This window comes from Serinicoccus profundi, from assembly GCF_008001015.1.
GTDB lineage: Bacteria > Actinomycetota > Actinomycetes > Actinomycetales > Dermatophilaceae > Ornithinicoccus > Ornithinicoccus profundi.
In genome coordinates this window covers 1,619,722-1,637,523 of the sequence record NZ_CP042862.1, presented here as the reverse complement: position 1 = coordinate 1,637,523, position 17,802 = coordinate 1,619,722, and the positions used below count along the sequence as shown (strand labels likewise).

At 73.2% G+C, this 17,802-nt stretch carries 19 protein-coding genes and 1 pseudogene; 1 reads left to right on the top strand and 19 read right to left on the bottom strand.

Annotated elements, in window-relative coordinates; translation table 11 throughout:
- Positions 1-60: 60 nt before the first annotated feature.
- The 9 genes and pseudogenes from der to xerD form a co-directional block, all read right to left on the bottom strand.
- Positions 61-1,618: pseudogene (der, locus tag FA582_RS07500) on the bottom strand (ribosome biogenesis GTPase Der).
- A complete protein-coding gene (locus FA582_RS07495) occupies positions 1,615-2,106 on the bottom strand; it encodes a SufE family protein (RefSeq protein ID WP_010146042.1) in 492 nt (163 codons plus the stop codon). The pseudogene der and the gene FA582_RS07495 overlap by 4 nt, the downstream one beginning before the upstream one ends.
- A 3-nt stretch (positions 2,107-2,109) precedes the next feature.
- Complete coding sequence (locus FA582_RS07490; RefSeq protein ID WP_010146041.1) at positions 2,110-2,961, bottom strand: sulfurtransferase; 852 nt, start codon at positions 2,959-2,961, stop codon at positions 2,110-2,112.
- 12 nt (positions 2,962-2,973) lie between these two features.
- The gene (gene cmk / locus FA582_RS07485) at positions 2,974-3,711 is read right to left on the bottom strand and encodes a (d)CMP kinase (RefSeq protein WP_010146040.1); all 738 of its coding nucleotides are present in this window, start codon (positions 3,709-3,711) and stop codon (positions 2,974-2,976) included.
- A gap of 143 nt (positions 3,712-3,854) precedes the next feature.
- Entirely contained in the window at positions 3,855-4,787 is a 933-nt protein-coding gene (locus FA582_RS07480; protein ID WP_081480432.1) for a pseudouridine synthase, read from the bottom strand.
- A complete protein-coding gene (scpB, locus tag FA582_RS07475) occupies positions 4,784-5,428 on the bottom strand; it encodes an SMC-Scp complex subunit ScpB (protein WP_010146038.1) in 645 nt (214 codons plus the stop codon). Before scpB ends, FA582_RS07480 begins: the two co-directional genes overlap by 4 nt.
- A complete protein-coding gene (locus tag FA582_RS07470; RefSeq protein ID WP_010146037.1) occupies positions 5,412-6,323 on the bottom strand; it encodes a segregation and condensation protein A in 912 nt (303 codons plus the stop codon). The genes scpB and FA582_RS07470 overlap by 17 nt, the downstream gene beginning before the upstream one ends.
- 11 nt (positions 6,324-6,334) lie before the next feature.
- Complete coding sequence (locus FA582_RS07465) at positions 6,335-7,219, bottom strand: ParA family protein (RefSeq protein WP_010146036.1); 885 nt, start codon at positions 7,217-7,219, stop codon at positions 6,335-6,337.
- Between the two features lie 133 nt (positions 7,220-7,352).
- Entirely contained in the window at positions 7,353-8,333 is a 981-nt protein-coding gene (gene xerD, locus FA582_RS07460) for a site-specific tyrosine recombinase XerD (RefSeq protein ID WP_010146035.1), read from the bottom strand.
- 77 nt (positions 8,334-8,410) lie between these two features.
- Between xerD and FA582_RS07455 the strand changes: the two genes are divergently transcribed.
- Positions 8,411-9,013, top strand: coding sequence for a hypothetical protein (locus tag FA582_RS07455; protein ID WP_010146034.1), 603 nt, complete (start codon positions 8,411-8,413; stop codon positions 9,011-9,013).
- A 3-nt stretch (positions 9,014-9,016) separates the two neighbouring features.
- Here the strand turns inward: FA582_RS07455 and FA582_RS07450 are convergent, their stop codons facing one another.
- From FA582_RS07450 to hisG, 10 genes are all read right to left on the bottom strand, one after another.
- Positions 9,017-10,036 carry a Clp protease N-terminal domain-containing protein gene (locus tag FA582_RS07450; protein WP_010146033.1) on the bottom strand — a complete coding sequence of 340 codons (1,020 nt, stop codon included), beginning with the start codon at positions 10,034-10,036 and terminating at the stop codon, positions 9,017-9,019.
- Positions 10,033-10,293, bottom strand: coding sequence for a hypothetical protein (locus FA582_RS07445; protein ID WP_010146032.1), 261 nt, complete (start codon positions 10,291-10,293; stop codon positions 10,033-10,035). The genes FA582_RS07450 and FA582_RS07445 overlap by 4 nt, the downstream gene beginning before the upstream one ends.
- A gap of 53 nt (positions 10,294-10,346) precedes the next feature.
- On the bottom strand, positions 10,347-10,961 hold the full coding sequence (gene hisIE / locus FA582_RS07440) for a bifunctional phosphoribosyl-AMP cyclohydrolase/phosphoribosyl-ATP diphosphatase HisIE (protein WP_010146030.1): 615 nt from the start codon (positions 10,959-10,961) through the stop codon (positions 10,347-10,349).
- Between the two features lie 137 nt (positions 10,962-11,098).
- Complete coding sequence (gene hisF / locus FA582_RS07435; RefSeq protein WP_010146029.1) at positions 11,099-11,872, bottom strand: imidazole glycerol phosphate synthase subunit HisF; 774 nt, start codon at positions 11,870-11,872, stop codon at positions 11,099-11,101.
- Complete coding sequence (gene hisA / locus FA582_RS07430) at positions 11,869-12,663, bottom strand: 1-(5-phosphoribosyl)-5-[(5-phosphoribosylamino)methylideneamino]imidazole-4-carboxamide isomerase (protein WP_010146028.1); 795 nt, start codon at positions 12,661-12,663, stop codon at positions 11,869-11,871. The genes hisF and hisA overlap by 4 nt, the downstream gene beginning before the upstream one ends.
- Positions 12,660-13,262: an imidazole glycerol phosphate synthase subunit HisH gene (gene hisH, locus FA582_RS07425; protein ID WP_010146027.1), complete on the bottom strand. Its 603-nt coding sequence runs from the start codon at positions 13,260-13,262 to the stop codon at positions 12,660-12,662. The genes hisA and hisH overlap by 4 nt, the downstream gene beginning before the upstream one ends.
- Entirely contained in the window at positions 13,259-14,329 is a 1,071-nt protein-coding gene (hisB, locus tag FA582_RS07420) for a bifunctional histidinol-phosphatase/imidazoleglycerol-phosphate dehydratase HisB (RefSeq protein WP_010146026.1), read from the bottom strand. The genes hisH and hisB overlap by 4 nt, the downstream gene beginning before the upstream one ends.
- Entirely contained in the window at positions 14,326-15,504 is a 1,179-nt protein-coding gene (hisC, locus tag FA582_RS07415) for a histidinol-phosphate transaminase (RefSeq protein ID WP_010146024.1), read from the bottom strand. The genes hisB and hisC overlap by 4 nt, the downstream gene beginning before the upstream one ends.
- The gene (hisD, locus tag FA582_RS07410; RefSeq protein ID WP_010146023.1) at positions 15,501-16,814 is read right to left on the bottom strand and encodes a histidinol dehydrogenase; all 1,314 of its coding nucleotides are present in this window, start codon (positions 16,812-16,814) and stop codon (positions 15,501-15,503) included. The genes hisC and hisD overlap by 4 nt, the downstream gene beginning before the upstream one ends.
- Positions 16,811-17,719, bottom strand: a complete 909-nt coding sequence (gene hisG / locus FA582_RS07405) for an ATP phosphoribosyltransferase (RefSeq protein ID WP_010146021.1) — start codon at positions 17,717-17,719, stop codon at positions 16,811-16,813. The genes hisD and hisG overlap by 4 nt, the downstream gene beginning before the upstream one ends.
- Between the last annotated feature and the right edge of the window lie 83 nt (positions 17,720-17,802).

Below are 17,802 nucleotides of genomic sequence, written 5' to 3'. Positions count from 1 at the left end.
GCGGAATATTACCCCACGCCTCGGGTCAGATCCGAACCGGCCGGGGCACTCCGGAGGCCCTCAGCGACGGCGCTTCTCGCGCACCCGCACCGAGATCTCGATCGGGGTGCCGGCGAAGCCGAACTGCTCGCGCAGACGGCGCTCCAGGAAGCGCCGGTAGCCGGCCTCGATGAAGCCTGAGGCGAAGATGACGAACTTCGGCGGACGCGTGTCGGCCTGGGTCGCGAAGAGGACCCGCGGCTGCTTGCCGCTGCGCACCGGGTGCGGGTGGGCCGCCACGACCTCCCCGAAGAAGGCGGTTGAGCTTGGCCGTGGGGATGCGCCGGTCCCAGGACGCCAGTGCGGTGTCGAGGGCGGGCACGAGCTTGGCGACGTTGCGCCCGGTCGCCGCCGAGATGTTGACCCGCGGCGCCCAGGTGATCTGCACGAGCTCGCGCTCGATCTCCCGCTCGAGGTAGTAGCGCCGCTCCTCGTCCAGGGTGTCCCACTTGTTGTAGGCCACGACGAGGGCACGCCCAGCATCGACGACCTGCTGGATCACCCGGATGTCCTGCTCGGCGATCGGCTCGGAGACGTCCACGAGCACGACGGCCACCTCGGCCTTCTCCAGCGCCGCCTGGGTGCGCAGCGAGGCGTAGAAGTCGGCGCCCTTGGTCTGGTGCACCCGGCGGCGGATGCCCGCGGTGTCGACGAACCGCCATACCCGGCCGTCGTCGCCGAGCTCGATGAGCTCGTCCACCGGGTCGCGGGTGGTGCCGGCCACGTCGTCCACGACGACACGGTCGGTGCCGGCGAGCTTGTTGAGCAGCGAGGACTTGCCGACGTTGGGCCGCCCCAGCAGGGCGACCCGGCGCGGACCGCCGCGAGGGTATGCCCCCGCCACCGCCGAGGTCTCCGGCAGCACGTCGAGCAGGGCGTCGAGCGCGTCGCCCGACCCGCGACCGTGGAGCGCCGAGACGGGCCAGGGCTGCCCGAGGCCGAGGCTCCACAGCATCGCGGCGTCGGCCTCGAAGCGCTGGTCGTCGACCTTGTTGGCGACGAGGACCACCGGCTTGCCGCTGCGCCGCAGCAGGCGCACGACCTGCTCGTCGGTGTCGGTGGCGCCGACGGTGGAGTCGACGACGAACATCACCGCGTCGGCAAGCTCGACGGCGACCTCGGCCTGCTCGGCGACCCGCAGGTGGATCCCCGTGGCGTCGACCTCCCAGCCACCGGTGTCGACGAGGGTGAAGCGTCGGCCCGACCACTCGGCGTCGTAGGCGACCCGGTCGCGGGTGACGCCCGGCACGTCCTCGACGACCGCCTCACGGCGGCCCAGGATGCGGTTGACCAGGCTGGACTTGCCGACGTTGGGTCGCCCGACGACCGCGACGACCGGGCGGCCGGCGAGGTCGTCCTCGAGCCCCTCGGGCAGTTCACCGCGCTCGACGAGCGCCTGGTCCTCCTCGGAGAGCTCGAAGTCGACGAGCCCGGCCCGCAGGGCCTGCTCCAGCGCCTCGTCCTGCTCCGTGGGCTCCAGGTCGGGCAGCGCGTCGGGGTCGCCGCCGGTCCACTCGACCTCGACGTCCTCCCCCGGCTCCTGGGGTATGCCGTCGGTGCCGGTCTCGGGTCTGCTCATGCGCTCTCCTGCTCAGCGGTGCGGGCGTCGTCGCGCAGCCGCACCTGTCGTTTGATCCGGCCGAGCATGCCGACCATGCCCCGCATCCGCAGCGGCGACACGGCCTCGGCGAGCCCGAAGCGGTAGGGGGCGTCGTCGGGCACGGCCAGCACCTGCTGGGCGGGCAGACCATCCAGGCCCTCGTGCAGGATGCCGGCGAAGCCACGGGTGGTCGGTGCCTCGGCGGGTGCGTCGAAGAACAGGCTCACGGTCCGGTCGGGGTCGTCACCGACCTCGACGGCCAGGAACAGCGGCGACTGGCACTCATCGACCCGCTCCATCTTGTCCAGCTGCCCGTCGTAGCGCTCGGGGAGCCCGGGCAGCTCACGGGACAGCTCGAGCAGCAGCTGGAGGCGTTCGGGCTGGCTGACGGCGTGGAAGTCCTCGGCCAGCTCGGCCATCGCCGGGGGGAGCTCGGTGACGCCGTTGCGGTCGTCCTGGACCGGCATACCTCAGCGCTCCACCGGCACGCCGACCGAGTTGCCCCACTCGGTCCAGCTGCCGTCGTAGTTGCGGACGTTGTCGAAGCCCAGCAGGTGGGTGAGGACGAACCACGTGTGGCTGGAGCGCTCCCCGATGCGGCAGTAGGCGACGACGTCGTCCCCGCTGGTCAGGCCCTGCTCCTGCAGGTAGATCGCCTCGAGCTCCTCGCGGGACTTGAAGGTGCCGTCCTCGTTGGCCGCGCGGGCCCACGGCACCGACCTCGCGCCGGGGATGTGCCCGCCGCGCATCGCGCCCTCCTGCGGGTAGTCGGGCATGTGCAGCAGCTCACCGGAGTACTCCCCGGGGGAGCGCACGTCGACCATCGGCCGGCCCAGGTGCTCCAGGACGTCGGTCTTGAACGCGCGGACCCCGCTGTCGTCGCGCTCGACGACCGGGTAGTCCACCGGTGCCACCTGCGGCACGTCGGTCGTCATCTCCCGACCCTGCGCGACCCACGCGGCGCGGCCGCCGTCGAGCAGCCGGACGTCCTCGTGGCCGAAGAGGGTCATCACCCACAGGGCGTAGGCGGCCCACCAGTTGGACTTGTCGCCGTAGATGACGACGGTCGTGTCGCGGCCGATGCCGCGTGCGCCCATGACCTCGGCGAAGCGGGCGCCGTCGACGTAGTCGCGGGTCAGCGGGTCGTTGAGGTCGAGGTGCCAGTCCAGCTTCTGGGCGCCGGGGATGTGCCCGGTGTCGTAGAGCAGGACGTCCTCGTCGGACTCCAGGACGACCACGGAGTCGTCGTCCAGGTGCTCGGCCAGCCAGTCCGTGGTGACCAGGCGCTCGGGGTGGGCGTAGGCCTCGATCTTCTCGCTCATGTCCGGTTCTCCTCAGGGGGCGTCGATGTCAGGGGTATGCGGTGCGTCCGCCTCGTGGCGTGGCGTGACCTCGCCCTGCACCAGGGCGAGCACGGCCGCGACGACCTCCTCGAACGTGAGGTCCGAGGTGTCCAACGTCACGACCCCGTCGGCGGCTTCCATGAAGGCGCTGACGGTGGAGTCCTGCTGGTCGCGGCGCACGACCTGGTCGCGGGTCGCCGCGACCTGCTGGGCGTCGGCCCCGCCGTGCAGCTCGGTGCTGCGGCGGGCCAGCCGGGCCTCCTCGGAGGCCGTGATGAGGATGCGGTGCTCGGCGTCGGGGGCCACGACGGTGGTGATGTCGCGGCCCTCGGCGACGATGCCGCCGCTCGCCTCGCGCTGGGCGCCGATGATCTCCCGCTGCCGCCGGCGCAGCTCGGCCCGCACGTCGAGGTTGGTGGCGACGGCGGAGACCTGCTCGGTCACCCGCGGCTCACGGATGGCCGAGGTGATGTCGGTGCCGCCGACGGCCAGGCTCTGGTCGTCGGGGTCGGTCGGCATCTCCAGCGGCAGGTCGCGCGCCGCCTCGGCGACCGCGTCCTGGTCGGTGAGGTCGAGCCCCGCCTCCAGGCAGTGCCAGGCCAGCGCGCGGTACATCGCGCCGGTGTCGAGGTAGCCCACGCCGAGCTCTCGGGCCACGGCCTTGGACACGGAGGACTTGCCGGACCCGGAGGGCCCGTCGATGGCGACGGTGAGGGGGCTGGACTGCACCGACCCAGCCTAACGTGGTCGGGCCCGCTCCCCCGCCGCTTCACCGCTGAGCCCGGGGCGGTCAGCACGCGAGCGTCCCGTAGGAGTCGGCATATCTGCCCACTCCCACGGGACGCTGATGGCGATGCGGGGCTGGGCCGAGCTCACTCCCCCGCGGAGCGGTAGAGCTGGGCGACCTCCTCGGCCGAGAGGGCGCGGTACTTGCCCGGGCGCAGCTCCGCGAGCTTGATCGGGCCGATCTGGACGCGGGAGAGGGCCTCGACGGGGTAGCCGACCTCCTCCATCATCCGGCGCACGATGTGCTTGCGGCCCTCGTGGAGCACGACCTCGATGATCGAGTGACCGGGGATGTTGTCGACCAGCCGGAAGCTGTCGGCCTTGGCCAGGCCGTCCTCCAGCTGGATACCGTCGCGCAGCTGCTTGCCGATCCCCGGGCCCATCACGCCGTGGACCTGGGCGACATACGTCTTGGGCACGCCGTAGGCCGGGTGCTGGAGCTTGTGCGCGAGGTCGCCGTCGTTGGTGAGCAGCAGGAGGCCCTCGGTGTCCACGTCGAGGCGACCGACGTGGAAGAGCCGCTGCGAGAGGTGGCCGACGTAGTCGGTCAGGCACGGGCGGCCCTCCTCGTCCTCCATCGTGGAGACGACACCGGCGGGCTTGTTGAAGGCGAGGTAGACCTTGTCGGCGTCGACGACGACGCGGTCGCCGTCGACGTGCACGGTCTGGCTGGAGGGGTCCACGCGGACGCCCAGCTCGACGACGACCTGGCCGTCGACCTGGACGCGGCCGTCCTCGATGAGCTTCTCGCAGGCGCGGCGGCTGCCGAAGCCGGCCCCGGCGAGCAGCTTCTGCAGGCGCACGCCCTCCGGGCTGTGGACGTCGCGCGAGGCGGGGTCCGCCGGGGTGCTGGGTCGGCGTCGCCGCGGGGGCTTGCTGCCACCCGCGCGTCGTGGGCCGGCGCCACCGCCCTGGGAGGGCACGCGCGGCCCCGAGCCTCGAGCGCCACCACGTAGCTTCCCCTGGCCGGCGCCACCGCCTGATCCACGACCTCGTCCCTGCTGCTTGCCGTTGCTCATGCGAGTCCTTCCGATGCGAGCTCCTCGAGCACTTCGGCCGAGGGAAGATAAGGGGCCAGCGCGGGCAGGTCGTCCAGGCTGTCCAGGCCCATGCGCTGCAGGAACAGGTCAGTGGTGCCGTAGAGCACCGCGCCGCCGGTCGGGTCCTGACCGGTCTCGGTCACCATGCCGCGGGCCAGGAGGGTCCGCACGACACCGTCCACGTTGACCCCGCGGATGGCGCCGATCCGGGCCCTGCTGATGGGTTGACGGTAGGCGATGACCGCCAGCGTCTCCAGGGCGGCCTGGGTGAGCCTGGCCTGCTGGCCACCCAGGAGGAACCGCTCGACCACCGGTGCGTATTCCGGGCGGCTGTAGATCCGCCACCCGCCGCCCAGCCGGCGCAGCATGAAACCGCGCTGCTCGTGGGCATACTCCTGGGCAAGCTCGTCGAGAGCCACCCCGACGTCCTCGATCGGCAGCTCCAGAGCGCTGGCCAGTGCCTCCTCGGTCACCGGCTCGTCGACGACCATGAGGACAGCCTCGATCGCCGAGCGCGCGCCGCCGGGGAAGTCGTTGATGTCGAAGGCCACCTGCTCCTCGCTGGCGGCCACCTCGGGCTCTGGCGACCCGGTCGGGTCCACGTCATCCTGCTGGCTCATCGGCCACCTCCTCGTCGAACTCGGCGCCCACCTGGGCCACGTCACCTGTGTCCGGCCCCGTCCAGCGCACGGTGAGCTCCCCGAGCGCCTCGTCCTGGTCCAGTGCGATCACCGTGTCGCGGAAGAGCTCCAGCAGCGCCAGGAAGCGCGCGACGATGACCAGCGTGGTGTCGGCGTCGGCCACGAGCTCGCGGAAGCTCGCGTGACCCCGCTCCCGCAGCCGGGACACCACGATCGAGGCCTGCTCCCGCACCGACACCTGGGCCGCGTGGAGGTGGTCCACCCCGACGGCCGGGGGCGGCTTGGGGATCATCGCGTGCCCGGCGATCATCGCCAGCTGCTCGGGGGTGATGGTGAGGATCAGCTCGGGCAGGAGGGAGGCGAAGCGCTCCTCGACGCCGACGTCGCGGGCGAAGATCCGCCCCTTGCCCTCCATCTGCAGGCGCAGCTCGTCGGCGACCTGCTTGAACGCGCGGTACTGCAGGAGCCGGGCGAAGAGGAGGTCGCGGGCCTCGATGAGCGCGAGGTCCTCCTCGTCGTCCTCCCGCGCACTGGGCAGCAGCCGGGCCGCCTTGAGGTCGAGCAGGGTCGCGGCGATGAGCACGAACTCGCTCGCCTGCGACAGGTCCCACTCCCCGCCGTCCTCCTGCGCGGTGCGCAGGTAGGCCACGAACTCGTCGGTGACCGTGGCCAGCGCGATCTCGGTGACGTCGAGCTTGTGCTTGGCGATGAGGCCGAGCAGCAGCTCGAAGGGTCCGGAGAAGACGTCGAGGTGGACCTCGAAGCCCGCCCGCCCGGCCACGAGCACCCCGCCCGGGGTGCCGGGGACCGGCGCGTCGCCCCCCGTGACCTCGGCCCGCGGGGCGTCCGCCTCCGGGGCCGGGGCGGAGGGCATACCCACCTCGCTCAGGGTGCGCCGCCGCGCGAGACGAGCTCGCGGGCCAGCTGACGGTAGGCCTCCGCGCCCGAGTGGGTGCTGGCGTAGCTCGTGATCGGCTCGGCCGCCAGCGTCGCGTCGGGGAACTTCACGGTGCGGCTGATGACCGTGTGGAAGACGGTGTCGCCGAAGTGGTCGACGACACTGCGGACGACCTCGCGCGAGTGCAGGGTGCGCCCGTCGTACATCGTCGCGAGGATGCCGTCGATCTCCAGGCGGGGGTTGAGGCGGTCGGTGATCTTCTCGATGGTCTCGATGAGCAGGGCCACGCCGCGCATGGCGAAGAACTCCGTCTCCAGCGGGATGACCACCCCGTGCGCCGCGGTGAGGGCGTTGACGGTGAGCAGCCCGAGGGAGGGCTGGCAGTCGATGAAGACGACGTCGTAGTCGTCGAGCACCGGGCGCAGCACCCGGGCCAGCACCTGCTCGCGGGCGACCTCACCGACGAGCTGCACCTCGGCGGCGGACAGGTCGATGTTGGCCGGCAGGATGTCGATGCCCGGCACGCGGGTGGGCTGGATGACGTCGCGCACGTCGTGGTCGCGCTCGACGAGCAGGTTGTAGACGGTGACGTCCAGGTCGTGGGTGCGGACCCCGAAGCCCACGGACAGCGCCCCCTGGGGGTCGAAGTCGACCATGAGGACCTTGCGGCCGTACTCCGCGAGGGCCGCGCCGAGGTTAATCGTCGACGTCGTCTTGCCGACGCCGCCCTTCTGGTTGCACATCGCGATGATGCGGGCCGGTCCGTGGCTCGCGAGCGGGGCGGGTACGGCGAAGTCGGGCAGCGGGCGGCCGGTGGGGCCTTCCTGCCCCACGCCCGAGGTCTCGGTGCCGGGCAGCCGGTCGTGGGTCACGTGGTGTCTCCAGGTCCGTTCGGAGGTCGTGGTCGGCGTCCCGCCGATCGGTCCGACCTTAATCCACCGGTGGAGGTCAGGACCATCGGCCTGCACCTCGACCTGAGGTTGAGACCTGGCCCGTGCGAGGGTCTCAGGCGCGGGCGGAGCGGGCGCGCGGGTGGGCCTGGGCGTAGACCTCGCGCAGGTGCTGGGTCGACACATGGGTGTAGATCTGGGTGGTCGCCACCGAGGCGTGGCCGAGCAGCTCCTGGACGACCCGCACATCGGCGCCCCCGTCGAGCAGGTGGGTCGCGAAGGAGTGACGGAGGGTATGCGGTGAGATCTCGCCGCGCAGGTCGGCCCGCTGCGCCGCCGCCTTGATCGCCGTCCACGCCGACTGGCGCGACAGGCGTCCACCGCGGGCGTTGACGAAGACCGCCGGCGTGCCCGCGCCACGGCTCGCCAGCTCAGGCCTGCCCCGGACCAGCCAGGTGTCGAGGGCGTCCCGGGCATACCGGCCCATCGGCACGATCCGCTCCTTGCGCCCCTTGCCGAAGAGCCGGACCACTCCCCCCGTGCCATCGCCGGCCCGACCGAGCTCGAGGTCGTCGACGTCCAGCGCGATGGCCTCGCTCACCCGGGCCCCGCAGCCGTAGAGCACCTCGAGGAGCGCGCGGTCCCGCAGCGCCGCCGGGGTGTCGCCGACCGCGGCCGCCTGGAGCAGCCGCTCCACGTCGGTCACGGTGAGCGCTTTGGGCAGGCGGCGCGGCGGGGTCGGTGGCGTCACCTCGCGGGCCGGGTCGTCGCTCACCTCGCCCTCGACGGCGAGGAAGGTGTGCAGCCCGCGCACCGCGACGACCGCTCGCGCTGCCGACGTCGCCGCCAGCGGCTGATGTTCCTCGTCGCCGGCCCTCAGGTGGGCCAGGAAGTCGGTGACGTGCTGCTCGCGCACCTCCTCCGGCGCGCCGACACCCTGCCCGGCGAGGAAGCGCAGGTAGCGGTCGAGGTCACGGCGGTAGGCCCGCAGCGTGTGCTCGGACCGTCCGCGCTCGACCCGCAGGTGGTCCAGCCAGTCGCCGGCCGCGCGCGCCAGCGGCGAGCGGGGCGCGGGCTTCGGCGCGGGCGTGGTCACGCGACCGATCATCCCAGGTCACGGCATACCGGTGACGGAGCGGGCGCGCCCGGGCGGGGTGAGGGAGACTGCGCTCCATGCGCTGGTATGCCGATGCTCCCGCCCGTCGCTCCCGCCAGGTCACCGCCGACCTGCTCGTCCTGGGCTGGGTGGTCGCCTGGGTGCTCGTCGGGCGGTGGGTCTTCGGTCTGGTCATGACGCTCGCCGCCCCGGCCGACCCCTTGCGTTCGGCCGGCACCGGCCTCGAGTCCCGGATGACCGAGGTCGCGGGCCGGGTGATCGAGATCCCGCTGGTCGGTGACCAGCTGGACGCGCCCTTCACCGGCGCCGCCGGCGTGGGGACGGACCTGGTCAGCGCCGGTGACCGCCTGGAGAGCGGGGTCCGGACAGTCGCCTGGCTGGTGAGCCTGCTGTCGGCCGGCACCCCCATCCTGCTCGTGCTCCTCGTCTGGGCCGCGCTGCGGGTGGCCTGGGTGCGGCGGGCTCGTGCCCTGGGCCGCGAGGTCGCCGATCCGCACTCGCAGCAGCTGCTGGCGCTGCGAGCACTGGTGCACCAGGACCCGGGTCGACTGCAGAGCCTCCACCCTGATCCCGTGGGGGCGTGGCGTTCCGGAGACCCCGAGGCGGTCCGGGCGCTTGCCGACCTCGAGCTGTCCAAGGTCGGCCTGCGCAGCCGCTGAGGCTCACTCCCCTGTCGCGGGCGACGCGTCGCACAGCAGGCCGAGCTGGTAGAGCGCGTTGCGGTTGGCGATCGCCAGGCCGGCAGCGACCGCCGGTCGCAGCGGGGCGGCGAGCAGGCTGCGCCGCTGGTCAGGCTGACGCACCACCCCGGAGACGAGCTCCACGCGGGTGCCCCGGACCTCGGGGACCAGCCGGACGTGGTGGAACGTCCCCGGACCCGACCGTCGGCGTCCCCAGACGCGCAGGTCCCACGAGGACTGCCACAGCGCGATGCCAGCGGCCCCGTCCGACGGCTCGTGGACGAAGACGCGCTCGCGGGTCAGGGTGCCCGGGCCCCGCCACGGCATGACCCGCGAGCGGGAGAGGCTGTCGGTGATCGTCGTCTCCGAGCGGGCGGTGGCGCTCGGCGACAGGCTCAGCCAGGGCTTCGTCCCCGCGGCCGTGCCGACGCGTGGCCACAGCGACCGCAGGTCGCCGGGGAGCAGCCTGCTGGCCCGCCGGGCCAGGACCGGTATGCCGTCCAGCTCACCGATCCCCGGCAGGGTGCTGACGTCGAGACCCGGGTCGGGCGCGTCGCCATGGTTTTCGAGGTCGGCGGCGACCTGGTCGGGGTCGGCGCCCTGGTGCAGCAGGAGCCCCCGGACGGTGCCGCTGGGCTCCCCGACGAGCCGGGCCGCGAGGCCGGCGACCGAGGTGGTGACCCGCATCAGCTCACGGGCGCGCGGCGTGACCGGCAGGGTGCCCACGGCACCGTGGTGCAGGTCCTGCGGGGCGCGACGCGGGGGCGAGGTCAGCGCGGCCGTCTCGACGCCGAGAGCGTCCACCTGGGCCCGGAGCACCTCGCCCACCGCCGCCCGCGTCCCCTCGGCGTCGACGCCGTGGGGCAGCAGGACCCTCGACACCCCCTCGTCCTGCAGCGTCGCGAGGAAGACGTGCTCGACGTCGATCTCCCGGTGGCCGAGGTGCGCGCACTCCTGCCAGGACGTCTGTGCGAGCCAGAGGGTGGAGCGCCATGCGGTCATCGAGATCGACTCCCCTTCACCAGGTCCGGGCGCACCCGCGACCGGAAGCGTTTGTGCGCCGCCTGGCGCGTGACGCCCAGGCAGTCGGCGATCTGGGCCCACGACAGGCCGGCCTCGAGGGCCGCCTCCACCTGCCGGAGCTCGACCGCCTCGGTCAGCTGACGCAGCCGGGCCGCGGCGCGCAGCGCTGCGGCCGGCTCACCGGTCTCGGAGGCAGCGCGGGCCGCCTGCCCGAGATCGAGGAGCGGAAACGTCATACCGTCAACGTAGGTTGACAGCGGTCGAGTGTCAACCCTGGTTGACGATAAGCTCAGCCGTGACGCTCGCGCAGCACCCGCTCGACGTCGCCGAGGCCGAGGTCGCGGGAGCGGAGGAGCACGAGGAGGTGGTAGACGAGGTCGGCCGACTCCCCCAGCAGCGCCTCGTCGTCCTGGGCGACAGCAGCCAGTGCCGTCTCGACGCCCTCCTCACCGACCTTCTGGGCGATGCGCCGCACGCCGCCCTCGAAGAGGCTGGTGGTGTAGGACCCCTCCGGCCGCTCCTGCGCCCGGGTCTCCACGACCTCGTCGAGCTCGTGCACGAAGGACCCCGGCTGCGCACCGGGATCGAAGCAGGTCGGCTCACCGGTGTGGCACGTCGGGCCGGTCGGTATGGCGTGCAGCAGCAAGGTGTCGCGGTCGCAGTCCAGCTCGACCCGCTCGACGGCGAGCACGTTGCCGCTCGTCTCCCCCTTGGTCCACTGCGCACCCCGGCTGCGGCTCCAGAAGGTGGCCAGGCCGGTCTCGAGCGTCGTGCGCAGGGCCTGCTCGTCGAGGAACCCGACCATGAGGACCTGTCGGGTGCGGGCGTGCTGCACGACGCCGGGGACGAGACCAGGCTCGCCGAGCTTGCTGAAGTCGACGTCCTCGACGGCGAAGTCGACCATCTGCGGCGCTCGGTGGGGATCAGGAGCAACCATCTGCGACGCCCGGTCGGGGTCAGGAGCAACCATCTGCGACGCCCGGTCGGGGTCAGGAGCAACCATCTGCGACGCTCGGTCGGGGGACGGGGGCGGGGTGGTGGTCATGCGCGCACCTCGATCCCGGCGGCGGCCAGGCTCTGCTTGAGGGAGGGGATGGGGATGGAGCCGTCGTGGAAGACCGTGGCGGCCAGGGCCCCGTCGACGTCCGCCTCGGCGAAGACGTCGATGAAGTGCTGGGTGGCGCCGGCGCCGCCGCTGGCCACCAGCGGCACCGGGCACACCTCGCGGACGGCGGCCAGCTGTTCCAGGTCGTAGCCCTCCCGCACGCCGTCGGAGCCCATGCAGTTGAGCACGACCTCGCCCGCGCCGAGGTCGACGACGCGGCGCACCCAGTCCAGCGTGGTCACCTCCAGGGCGCGGGTGGCGTCCGGGTTACCGGTGAACTGACGGATCCGCCAGTGGCCGTCCTCGTCGCGCAGGCTGTCGACCCCGACGACGACGCACTGCACTCCGAAGGCCTCCGCGAGCTCGCCGACGAGCTCCGGGCGCTGCGTGGCGGGAGTGTTGACCGACACCTTGTCCGCCCCGGCGTGCAGGACGGCCCGGGCGGTCTCCACCGAGCGGATGCCACCGGCGACGCAGAAGGGGATGTCGATGGCCCGGGCCACCCGCTCCACCCAGCCGACGTCGACGCCGCGCCCCTCGGGGCTCGCGGTGATGTCGTAGAACACGAGCTCGTCGGCGCCGGAGGCGGCATACCGCTGCGCGAGCTCGACGATGTCGCCCATGTCCCGGTGGTCGCGGAAGCGGGTGCCCTTGACGACCCGACCCTCGCGCACGTCCAGGCACGGGATGATCCGGCGGGCGAGCGTCATACCTGCTCCTCCAGCATCGCGTCGGCGACGGTGAGGCGGCCCTCGAGGAGCGCCTTGCCGAGGATGATCCCCGCGCACCCCTGCCGCTTGGCGGCGCGGACGTCGTCGACCGACCGGGCCCCGCCCGAGGCCTGGATCTGCAGGGCCGGGTTGGAGCGGGTGAGCATGGTGTAGAGGTGGAAGTTGGGGCCGGACAGCGTGCCGTCCCGGCCGATGTCGGTGCACAGCACGTGCCGCAGACCGGAGCCGTGGTAGTCGTGGAGCGTGGTCGTGAGGTCCTGCTCCCCCACCGAGGTCCAGCCCGAGGTGGGCAGCACCCACCGCCCGTCCTCGCCGATGCGGGTGTCGAGCGCCACGGTGATGCGGTCGGGCCCGAAGCGGTCCAGCCAGCCGCGGACCGTCTGCGGCTCGCGGACCGCGAGCGACCCGACGACGACCCGCTCCGCGCCGGCGTCGAGCAGCTGCTGCACGTCGTCGCTGCTGCGCACGCCGCCCCCGGTCTGCACCCGCAGACCGGTGGTCTCGACGACCGTGGTGAGCGTGTCGATGAGGGTGTAGCCGCCGGCGCGGGCCGCGTCGAGGTCGACGAGGTGCAGCCAGGCGGCGCCGGAGCGGGCGTAGTTCTCGGCGACCGCCACCGGGTTGTCGGTGTAGCGGGTCTCCTGGTCGTAGTCGCCCTTGTGCAGGCGCACGACGGCGCCGCCACGCACGTCGATGGCGGGATAGACGGTGAACGGGCCGCTCTGGGTCACGGGGATCTCTCCGGTGTCGGTGCGAAGGTCAGGCGTCATCGATCGACCTCCACGAGAAAGTTTCGCAGAAGCCGCGCGCCGAGCGACGAGGACCTCTCCGGGTGGAACTGCGCACCCCACCGCAGACCGGAGCGCACCACGGCGCTCCAGCTGCCGCCGTGGTCGGTCGAGGCGAGGGTGTGCGGCCCGGTGGGCGCGGCGTAGGAGTGCACGAAGTAGGCCCGCTCGCCCTCCTTGATCCCGGTGAGCAACGGGTCGTCGACGAGGCCGGTGAGGGAGTTCCACCCCATGTGCGGCACCCGCACCCCCGCCGAGGCCGGTATGCCGACCACCTCGCCCGGGACGAGGCCCAGGGTCGCCACCCCGCCGTCCTCCGCGGAGCGCTCGAAGAGCAGCTGCATCCCGAGGCATACCCCGAGCAGCGGCGCCTGCACCTGGGCGAGCACGTCGACGAGCCCGAGCTCGCGCAGCCGGCGCATGCCCGCCCCGGCCGCGCCGACCCCGGGCAGGATGACGCGGTCGGCGGCGAGGATGTCGGCGGGGTCGGCGGTGAGCCGGCTGGTCGCGCCGAGGCGCTCCAGGGCATAGCTCACCGAACCGATGTTGGTGCCGCCCCCGTCGACGAGCGCGACCCTCACAGGACGCCCTTCGTCGAGGGCAGCTCGGCGGAGTCCCCCTGCCGGGAGATCCCCATCCGCAGCGCCCGCGCGACCGCCTTGAAGCCGACCTCGATCATGTGGTGGGTGTTGCTGCCGGTCACCGACAGGTGCAGGGTGCACCGCATGGCGTCGGCGAAGGAGCGCCAGAAGTGCTCGACCATCTCGGTGGAGAAGTCGCCGACGCTCTCCCGCTCGAAGGTGCCGTCGTAGGCGAAGTAGGGCCGCCCGGACAGGTCGAGCGCCGCGGTGGCCTGCGCCTCGTCCATGGGCAGGGTGAAGCCGTAGCGGCCGATGCCGCGCTTGTCGCCGAGGGCGGTGCGGATCGCCTCGCCGACCGCGAGGGCGACGTCCTCGACGGTGTGGTGGTCGTCGATGTGCAGGTCGCCCTGGCAGTCGACGCGCATGCGGAAGCCGCCGTGCTTGGCGAGCTGGTCGAGCATGTGGTCGTAGAAGCCGATGCCGGTGGAGATCTCGCTGCCGCCGGTCGCGTCGAGGTCGACCTCGACGACGATGCTCGTCTCGGAGGTGGCGCGCTCGACCCGGGCGGTGCGCGGGGCGTCGGCGAGCTCGTGCGCTATCTGGTCCCAGTCATCGCCCGGCAGGAGGTAGGTGCGCACGCCCAGGCGCTCGCCGAACTCCCGGTCCGTCGGCCGGTCCCCCACCATGACGCTGCGGTCCCAGTCGACGCCGCGGTCCTTGAGCAGGTGGGCGACCATCCCGATGCCCGGCTTGCGGGTCCAGGGCGCGTCCGGGCCCGCGTGGTGGGGGTCGATGAAGACGTCCTTGAAGCGCACGCCCTGGCTGGTCAGCACCTGCATGACCAGACCGTGCGCGGCGTCGAAGTCGGCCTGCGGGAAGGCGTCGGTGCCCAGGCCGTCCTGGTTGCTCACCAGGACGAGGTCGTAGCCGGCGCCCTGGATGCGCAGCAGCGCGGGGATGACGCCGTCGACGAAGGCCACCTTGTCGAGCGCGTCCACCTGGTGGTCGTGCGGCTCGGTGATGATCGTGCCGTCGCGGTCGACGAAACAGATCGGGCGGGGGCTCATGCGGGGCTCTCCTCGGTCGGGGTCGGTCGGGGTGGGGCTGGGGTGCTCGCGGCGGAGGTCGTGGCAGCCGCGTCGCCGTCGCGGTCGAGCGCCGAGCGCAGCTCGGCCATCTCCGGGCCGGTGCCGATGGTGATGCGCAGGGCGTCGTCGAGTCCGGGCAGGTGACGCATGTCGCGGACCACGATGCCGGCGGCGCCCAGGGTATGCAGCAGCGCCTCCGGGTCGTCGCACCGGATGAGGAAGAAGTTGGCCTCGCTGGCGTAGACGGTGCGCACCCCGGGCAGGTCGCGCAGCCAGCGGCCGACCTGGTCACGCAGCCGCAGCACGGCGCCGACGTGCTCGCCGGTGGCCTCCAGGGCGGCCGGGGCCAGCGCCCGCAGCGCCAGCTCGGTCACCGGCTCCGGCAGCGGGTAAGGCGCCTGGACGCGGCGCAGGACGGCGGTGAGGTCCGGGTGGGCCAGGGCGATCCCCACCCTGGCCCCGGCGAGGGCGTGCGCCTTGGACAGCGTGCGCAGCACGACCAGCGTCGGGTGCTCCTCGAGGAGGGTCACCGCCGAGCGCTGGGCCGCGAACTCGCCGTAGGCCTCGTCGACGACGACGACAGCCTGGTCGGCGAGCGCCTCGGTGAGGCGGGCGATCTCGCGCAGCGGCACGACGGAGCCGGTGGGGTTGCCGGGCGAGGCGAGGAAGACGATGCGGGCGCCACCCTCGCGGGCCGCGCGGGCGACCGCCTCGGTGTCGACCCCCCAGCGCGGCTCGTCGTCGACCTGGGGAACGTCGATGACCGGGACCCCGTGCAGGCGGGCGGACACGGCATACATCCCGAAGGTCGGTGAGGTGACTACGACGGCGTCGCCGCCGGGCCGGCACAGGCTGCGCACGAGCAGCTCGATGGCCTCATCGCTCCCGCGTCCGACCACGACCCGGTCGGGGGTGGTCGCCCACAGGTCGGCGAAGGCCTCGACGAGGGCGGGCGGCTGGGGCTCGGGGTAGCGACGCGACGCGCCGTCCGCGTCGGCGGGGTTGGGGACGCCCGACTCGTTGGCGTTGAGCCACACGCGGGCCGGCGTGCCGGTCGGGGCGCTGGTGCGGGCCGAGGAGTAGCCGGTGAAGTCACGCAGGTCGGGCCGGATCAGCTCGACGGGGAAGGCGAGCTCCGGGCGCTCCAGGCTCATGTCGCCGCCTCCGTGCCCAGACGGGCCAGGCGACGGGTGACCGCTCGCTGGTGGGCGTGCAGCGCCTCGGCCTCCGAGAGGGTGACCGCGCAGGGACCGACCGTGGCCAGGCCCTGCGGCGTGGCCTGCTGGACGGTCATGGCGATCTGGAAGGCCGCGACGTTGACCCCACCGGTGAAGCGCGCCGCCCCGGCGGTCGGCAGGACGTGGTTGGTGCCGGAGCAGTAGTCGCCCAGCGTCTCCGGGGTGTGGTCGCCGAGGAAGACCGAGCCGGCCCGGTCGATCCGGCCCACCCAGTCGGCGGCGTCGCGCAGGGCCAGGATGAGGTGCTCGGGGGCGTAGTCGTTGGAGACCTCGACCGCCTCGTCCAGGTCGGCGGTGACGACGAGCCGGGAGGAGGCCAGGGCCTTGCGCGCGATGTCGGCACGGGGCAGCGACTCCACCTGCTCGGCGACCTGGTCGGCCACGGCCGACGCCAGCTCCGGGCTGTCGGTGAGGAGCACGACCTGGCTGTCGGGGCCGTGCTCGGCCTGGCTGAGCAGGTCCGCGGCGACGAACTCGGGGTCGGCGCCGGCATCGGCGATGACGAGCACCTCCGAGGGGCCGGCCGGCATGTCGATGCCGGGCCCGCCCTCGGCGGTGCTCACCTGCCGCTTGGCCTCGGTGACCCAGGCGTTGCCGGGGCCGAAGATCTTGTCGCACCGCGGGACCGACGCGGTGCCGTAGGCCATCGCCGCGACCGCCTGGGCGCCGCCCACGACGACGACCTGGTCGATCCCGCACTCCGCGGCCGCCGCGAGCACCGCCGGGTCGGCGGTGCCGTCCGGGCGCGGGGGCGTGCAGAGCACGACCTCGGGGCACCCGGCGAGCTGCGCGGGGACCCCGAGCATGAGGGCCGTGCTCGGCAGCGGCGCGGAGCCCGCGGGGACGTAGAGCCCCACCCGCCGGATCGGGCGCACCACCCGCTGGCACACCACCCCCGGGGCGGTCTCCACGGCATACCCCTGCTGCATCCCGGCCTCGTGGAAGGTCCGGATGCGTCCGGCGGCCTCCACGATCGCGGCCCGCAGCTCGGGGTCCAGGCCCGCGACCGCGGCGTCGCGGTCGGCGACCGGCACCCGCAGGTCGGTGAGCTCGGCGCCGTCGAGGCGCCTCGTGAGGTCGACGAGGGCGGCATCGCCGCGCTCGCGGACCTCCTCCAGGATCCGGGCGACCCCGGCCGTGACCTCCGGCCCGGCGGCCGCGGTGCCGCGGCGCAGGGCCTCGACCCGCTGGGCGTCGTCGAGCTCGCTCCAGGTGAGGACCTTCATGCCAGCATCCCCTCGACGGGCAGGACCATGAGGTTGTGCGCGCCGGCGCGCTTGAGGTCCTCGAGCCGGGCCCAGGACACCGAGCCGTGGACGAGCATCTGGAGCGCGACCTCGTCGCGGTCCTCGACCGACATGAGGGTGGGCTCGTGGCCGCCGGGCAGCAGCGGCAGGACCGCCGGCAGCGTGTCGCGGGCGACCCGCAGCATGAGCAGACGCGACTCCTTGAGCTGCACCGCGCCGTCGATGCGCCGGATGAGCAGGTCGGCGATCTCCTGGCGCCCGTCATCGAGCTGCTGACGGGGGCCGGCGATGACGGCCTCGCTGTGCAGGATCGTCGTCACCGGCTTGAGCTGGTTGGCCCGCAGGGTGCCGCCGGTGGAGACCAGGTCGCAGACGACCTCCGCCTGCCCCAGGCGTGGGGCGATCTCGACCGACCCCGACAGGACGACCGGCTCGGCGCGCACGCCGTGCTCGTCGAGCCAGCGCGAGAGGGTCTGGGGGTAGGACGTGGCGATGCGCATCCCGGCCAGCTGCTCGGGGCCGGTCCACTCCTGCTCCTCATCGATCGCGATGTCGAGCCGGCAGGTGCCCCAGCCCAGCTGGCGCCACTCGGTGAGCTCCATACCGCGGCCCTGGGCCTGGTGGGCCAGGCCGTGCTCCACGAGCACGTTGCGCCCGACGATCCCGAGGTCGCAGACGCCGTCGGCGATGAGACCGGGGATGTCGTCGTCGCGGACGAGCAGCAGGTCGACCGGCAGGCTCTCGCCGTAGCAGAAGAGCTTGTCGCGGCTCTCGCGCCAGGTCAGCCCGCAGGACGCGAGCAGCTCACGGGCCGGGTCGCCGAGGCGGCCGGACTTCTGGATCGCCACACGCAGGCGTTCGCGCGGCTGGGCAGGCGGGGTCATGGGGGCCTTCCGTGGACGTGGGCGCCGCACCGGGTGCGGCGGGCAGGCAGATCGTGGGGCGTCGGGGGCGGCGCACGCCGTCG

Bases quoted from the DNA above. Each gene is read 5' to 3' on its own strand.
- FA582_RS07495 (WP_010146042.1), bottom strand. From the start codon at position 2,106: ATGCCGGTCCAGGACGACCGCAACGGCGTCACCGAGCTCCCCCCGGCG.
- FA582_RS07490 (WP_010146041.1), bottom strand. From the start codon at position 2,961: ATGAGCGAGAAGATCGAGGCCTACGCCCACCCCGAGCGCCTGGTCACC.
- FA582_RS07480 (WP_081480432.1), bottom strand. From the start codon at position 4,787: ATGAGCAACGGCAAGCAGCAGGGACGAGGTCGTGGATCAGGCGGTGGC.
- scpB (WP_010146038.1), bottom strand. From the start codon at position 5,428: ATGAGCCAGCAGGATGACGTGGACCCGACCGGGTCGCCAGAGCCCGAG.
- FA582_RS07470 (WP_010146037.1), bottom strand. From the start codon at position 6,323: ATGCCCTCCGCCCCGGCCCCGGAGGCGGACGCCCCGCGGGCCGAGGTC.
- FA582_RS07455 (WP_010146034.1), top strand. From the start codon at position 8,411: ATGCGCTGGTATGCCGATGCTCCCGCCCGTCGCTCCCGCCAGGTCACC.
- FA582_RS07450 (WP_010146033.1), bottom strand. From the start codon at position 10,036: ATGACCGCATGGCGCTCCACCCTCTGGCTCGCACAGACGTCCTGGCAG.
- FA582_RS07445 (WP_010146032.1), bottom strand. From the start codon at position 10,293: ATGACGTTTCCGCTCCTCGATCTCGGGCAGGCGGCCCGCGCTGCCTCC.
- hisIE (WP_010146030.1), bottom strand. From the start codon at position 10,961: ATGGTCGACTTCGCCGTCGAGGACGTCGACTTCAGCAAGCTCGGCGAG.
- hisF (WP_010146029.1), bottom strand. From the start codon at position 11,872: ATGACGCTCGCCCGCCGGATCATCCCGTGCCTGGACGTGCGCGAGGGT.
- hisA (WP_010146028.1), bottom strand. From the start codon at position 12,663: ATGACGCCTGACCTTCGCACCGACACCGGAGAGATCCCCGTGACCCAG.
- hisB (WP_010146026.1), bottom strand. From the start codon at position 14,329: ATGAGCCCCCGCCCGATCTGTTTCGTCGACCGCGACGGCACGATCATC.
- hisC (WP_010146024.1), bottom strand. From the start codon at position 15,504: ATGAGCCTGGAGCGCCCGGAGCTCGCCTTCCCCGTCGAGCTGATCCGG.
- hisD (WP_010146023.1), bottom strand. From the start codon at position 16,814: ATGAAGGTCCTCACCTGGAGCGAGCTCGACGACGCCCAGCGGGTCGAG.
- hisG (WP_010146021.1), bottom strand. From the start codon at position 17,719: ATGACCCCGCCTGCCCAGCCGCGCGAACGCCTGCGTGTGGCGATCCAG.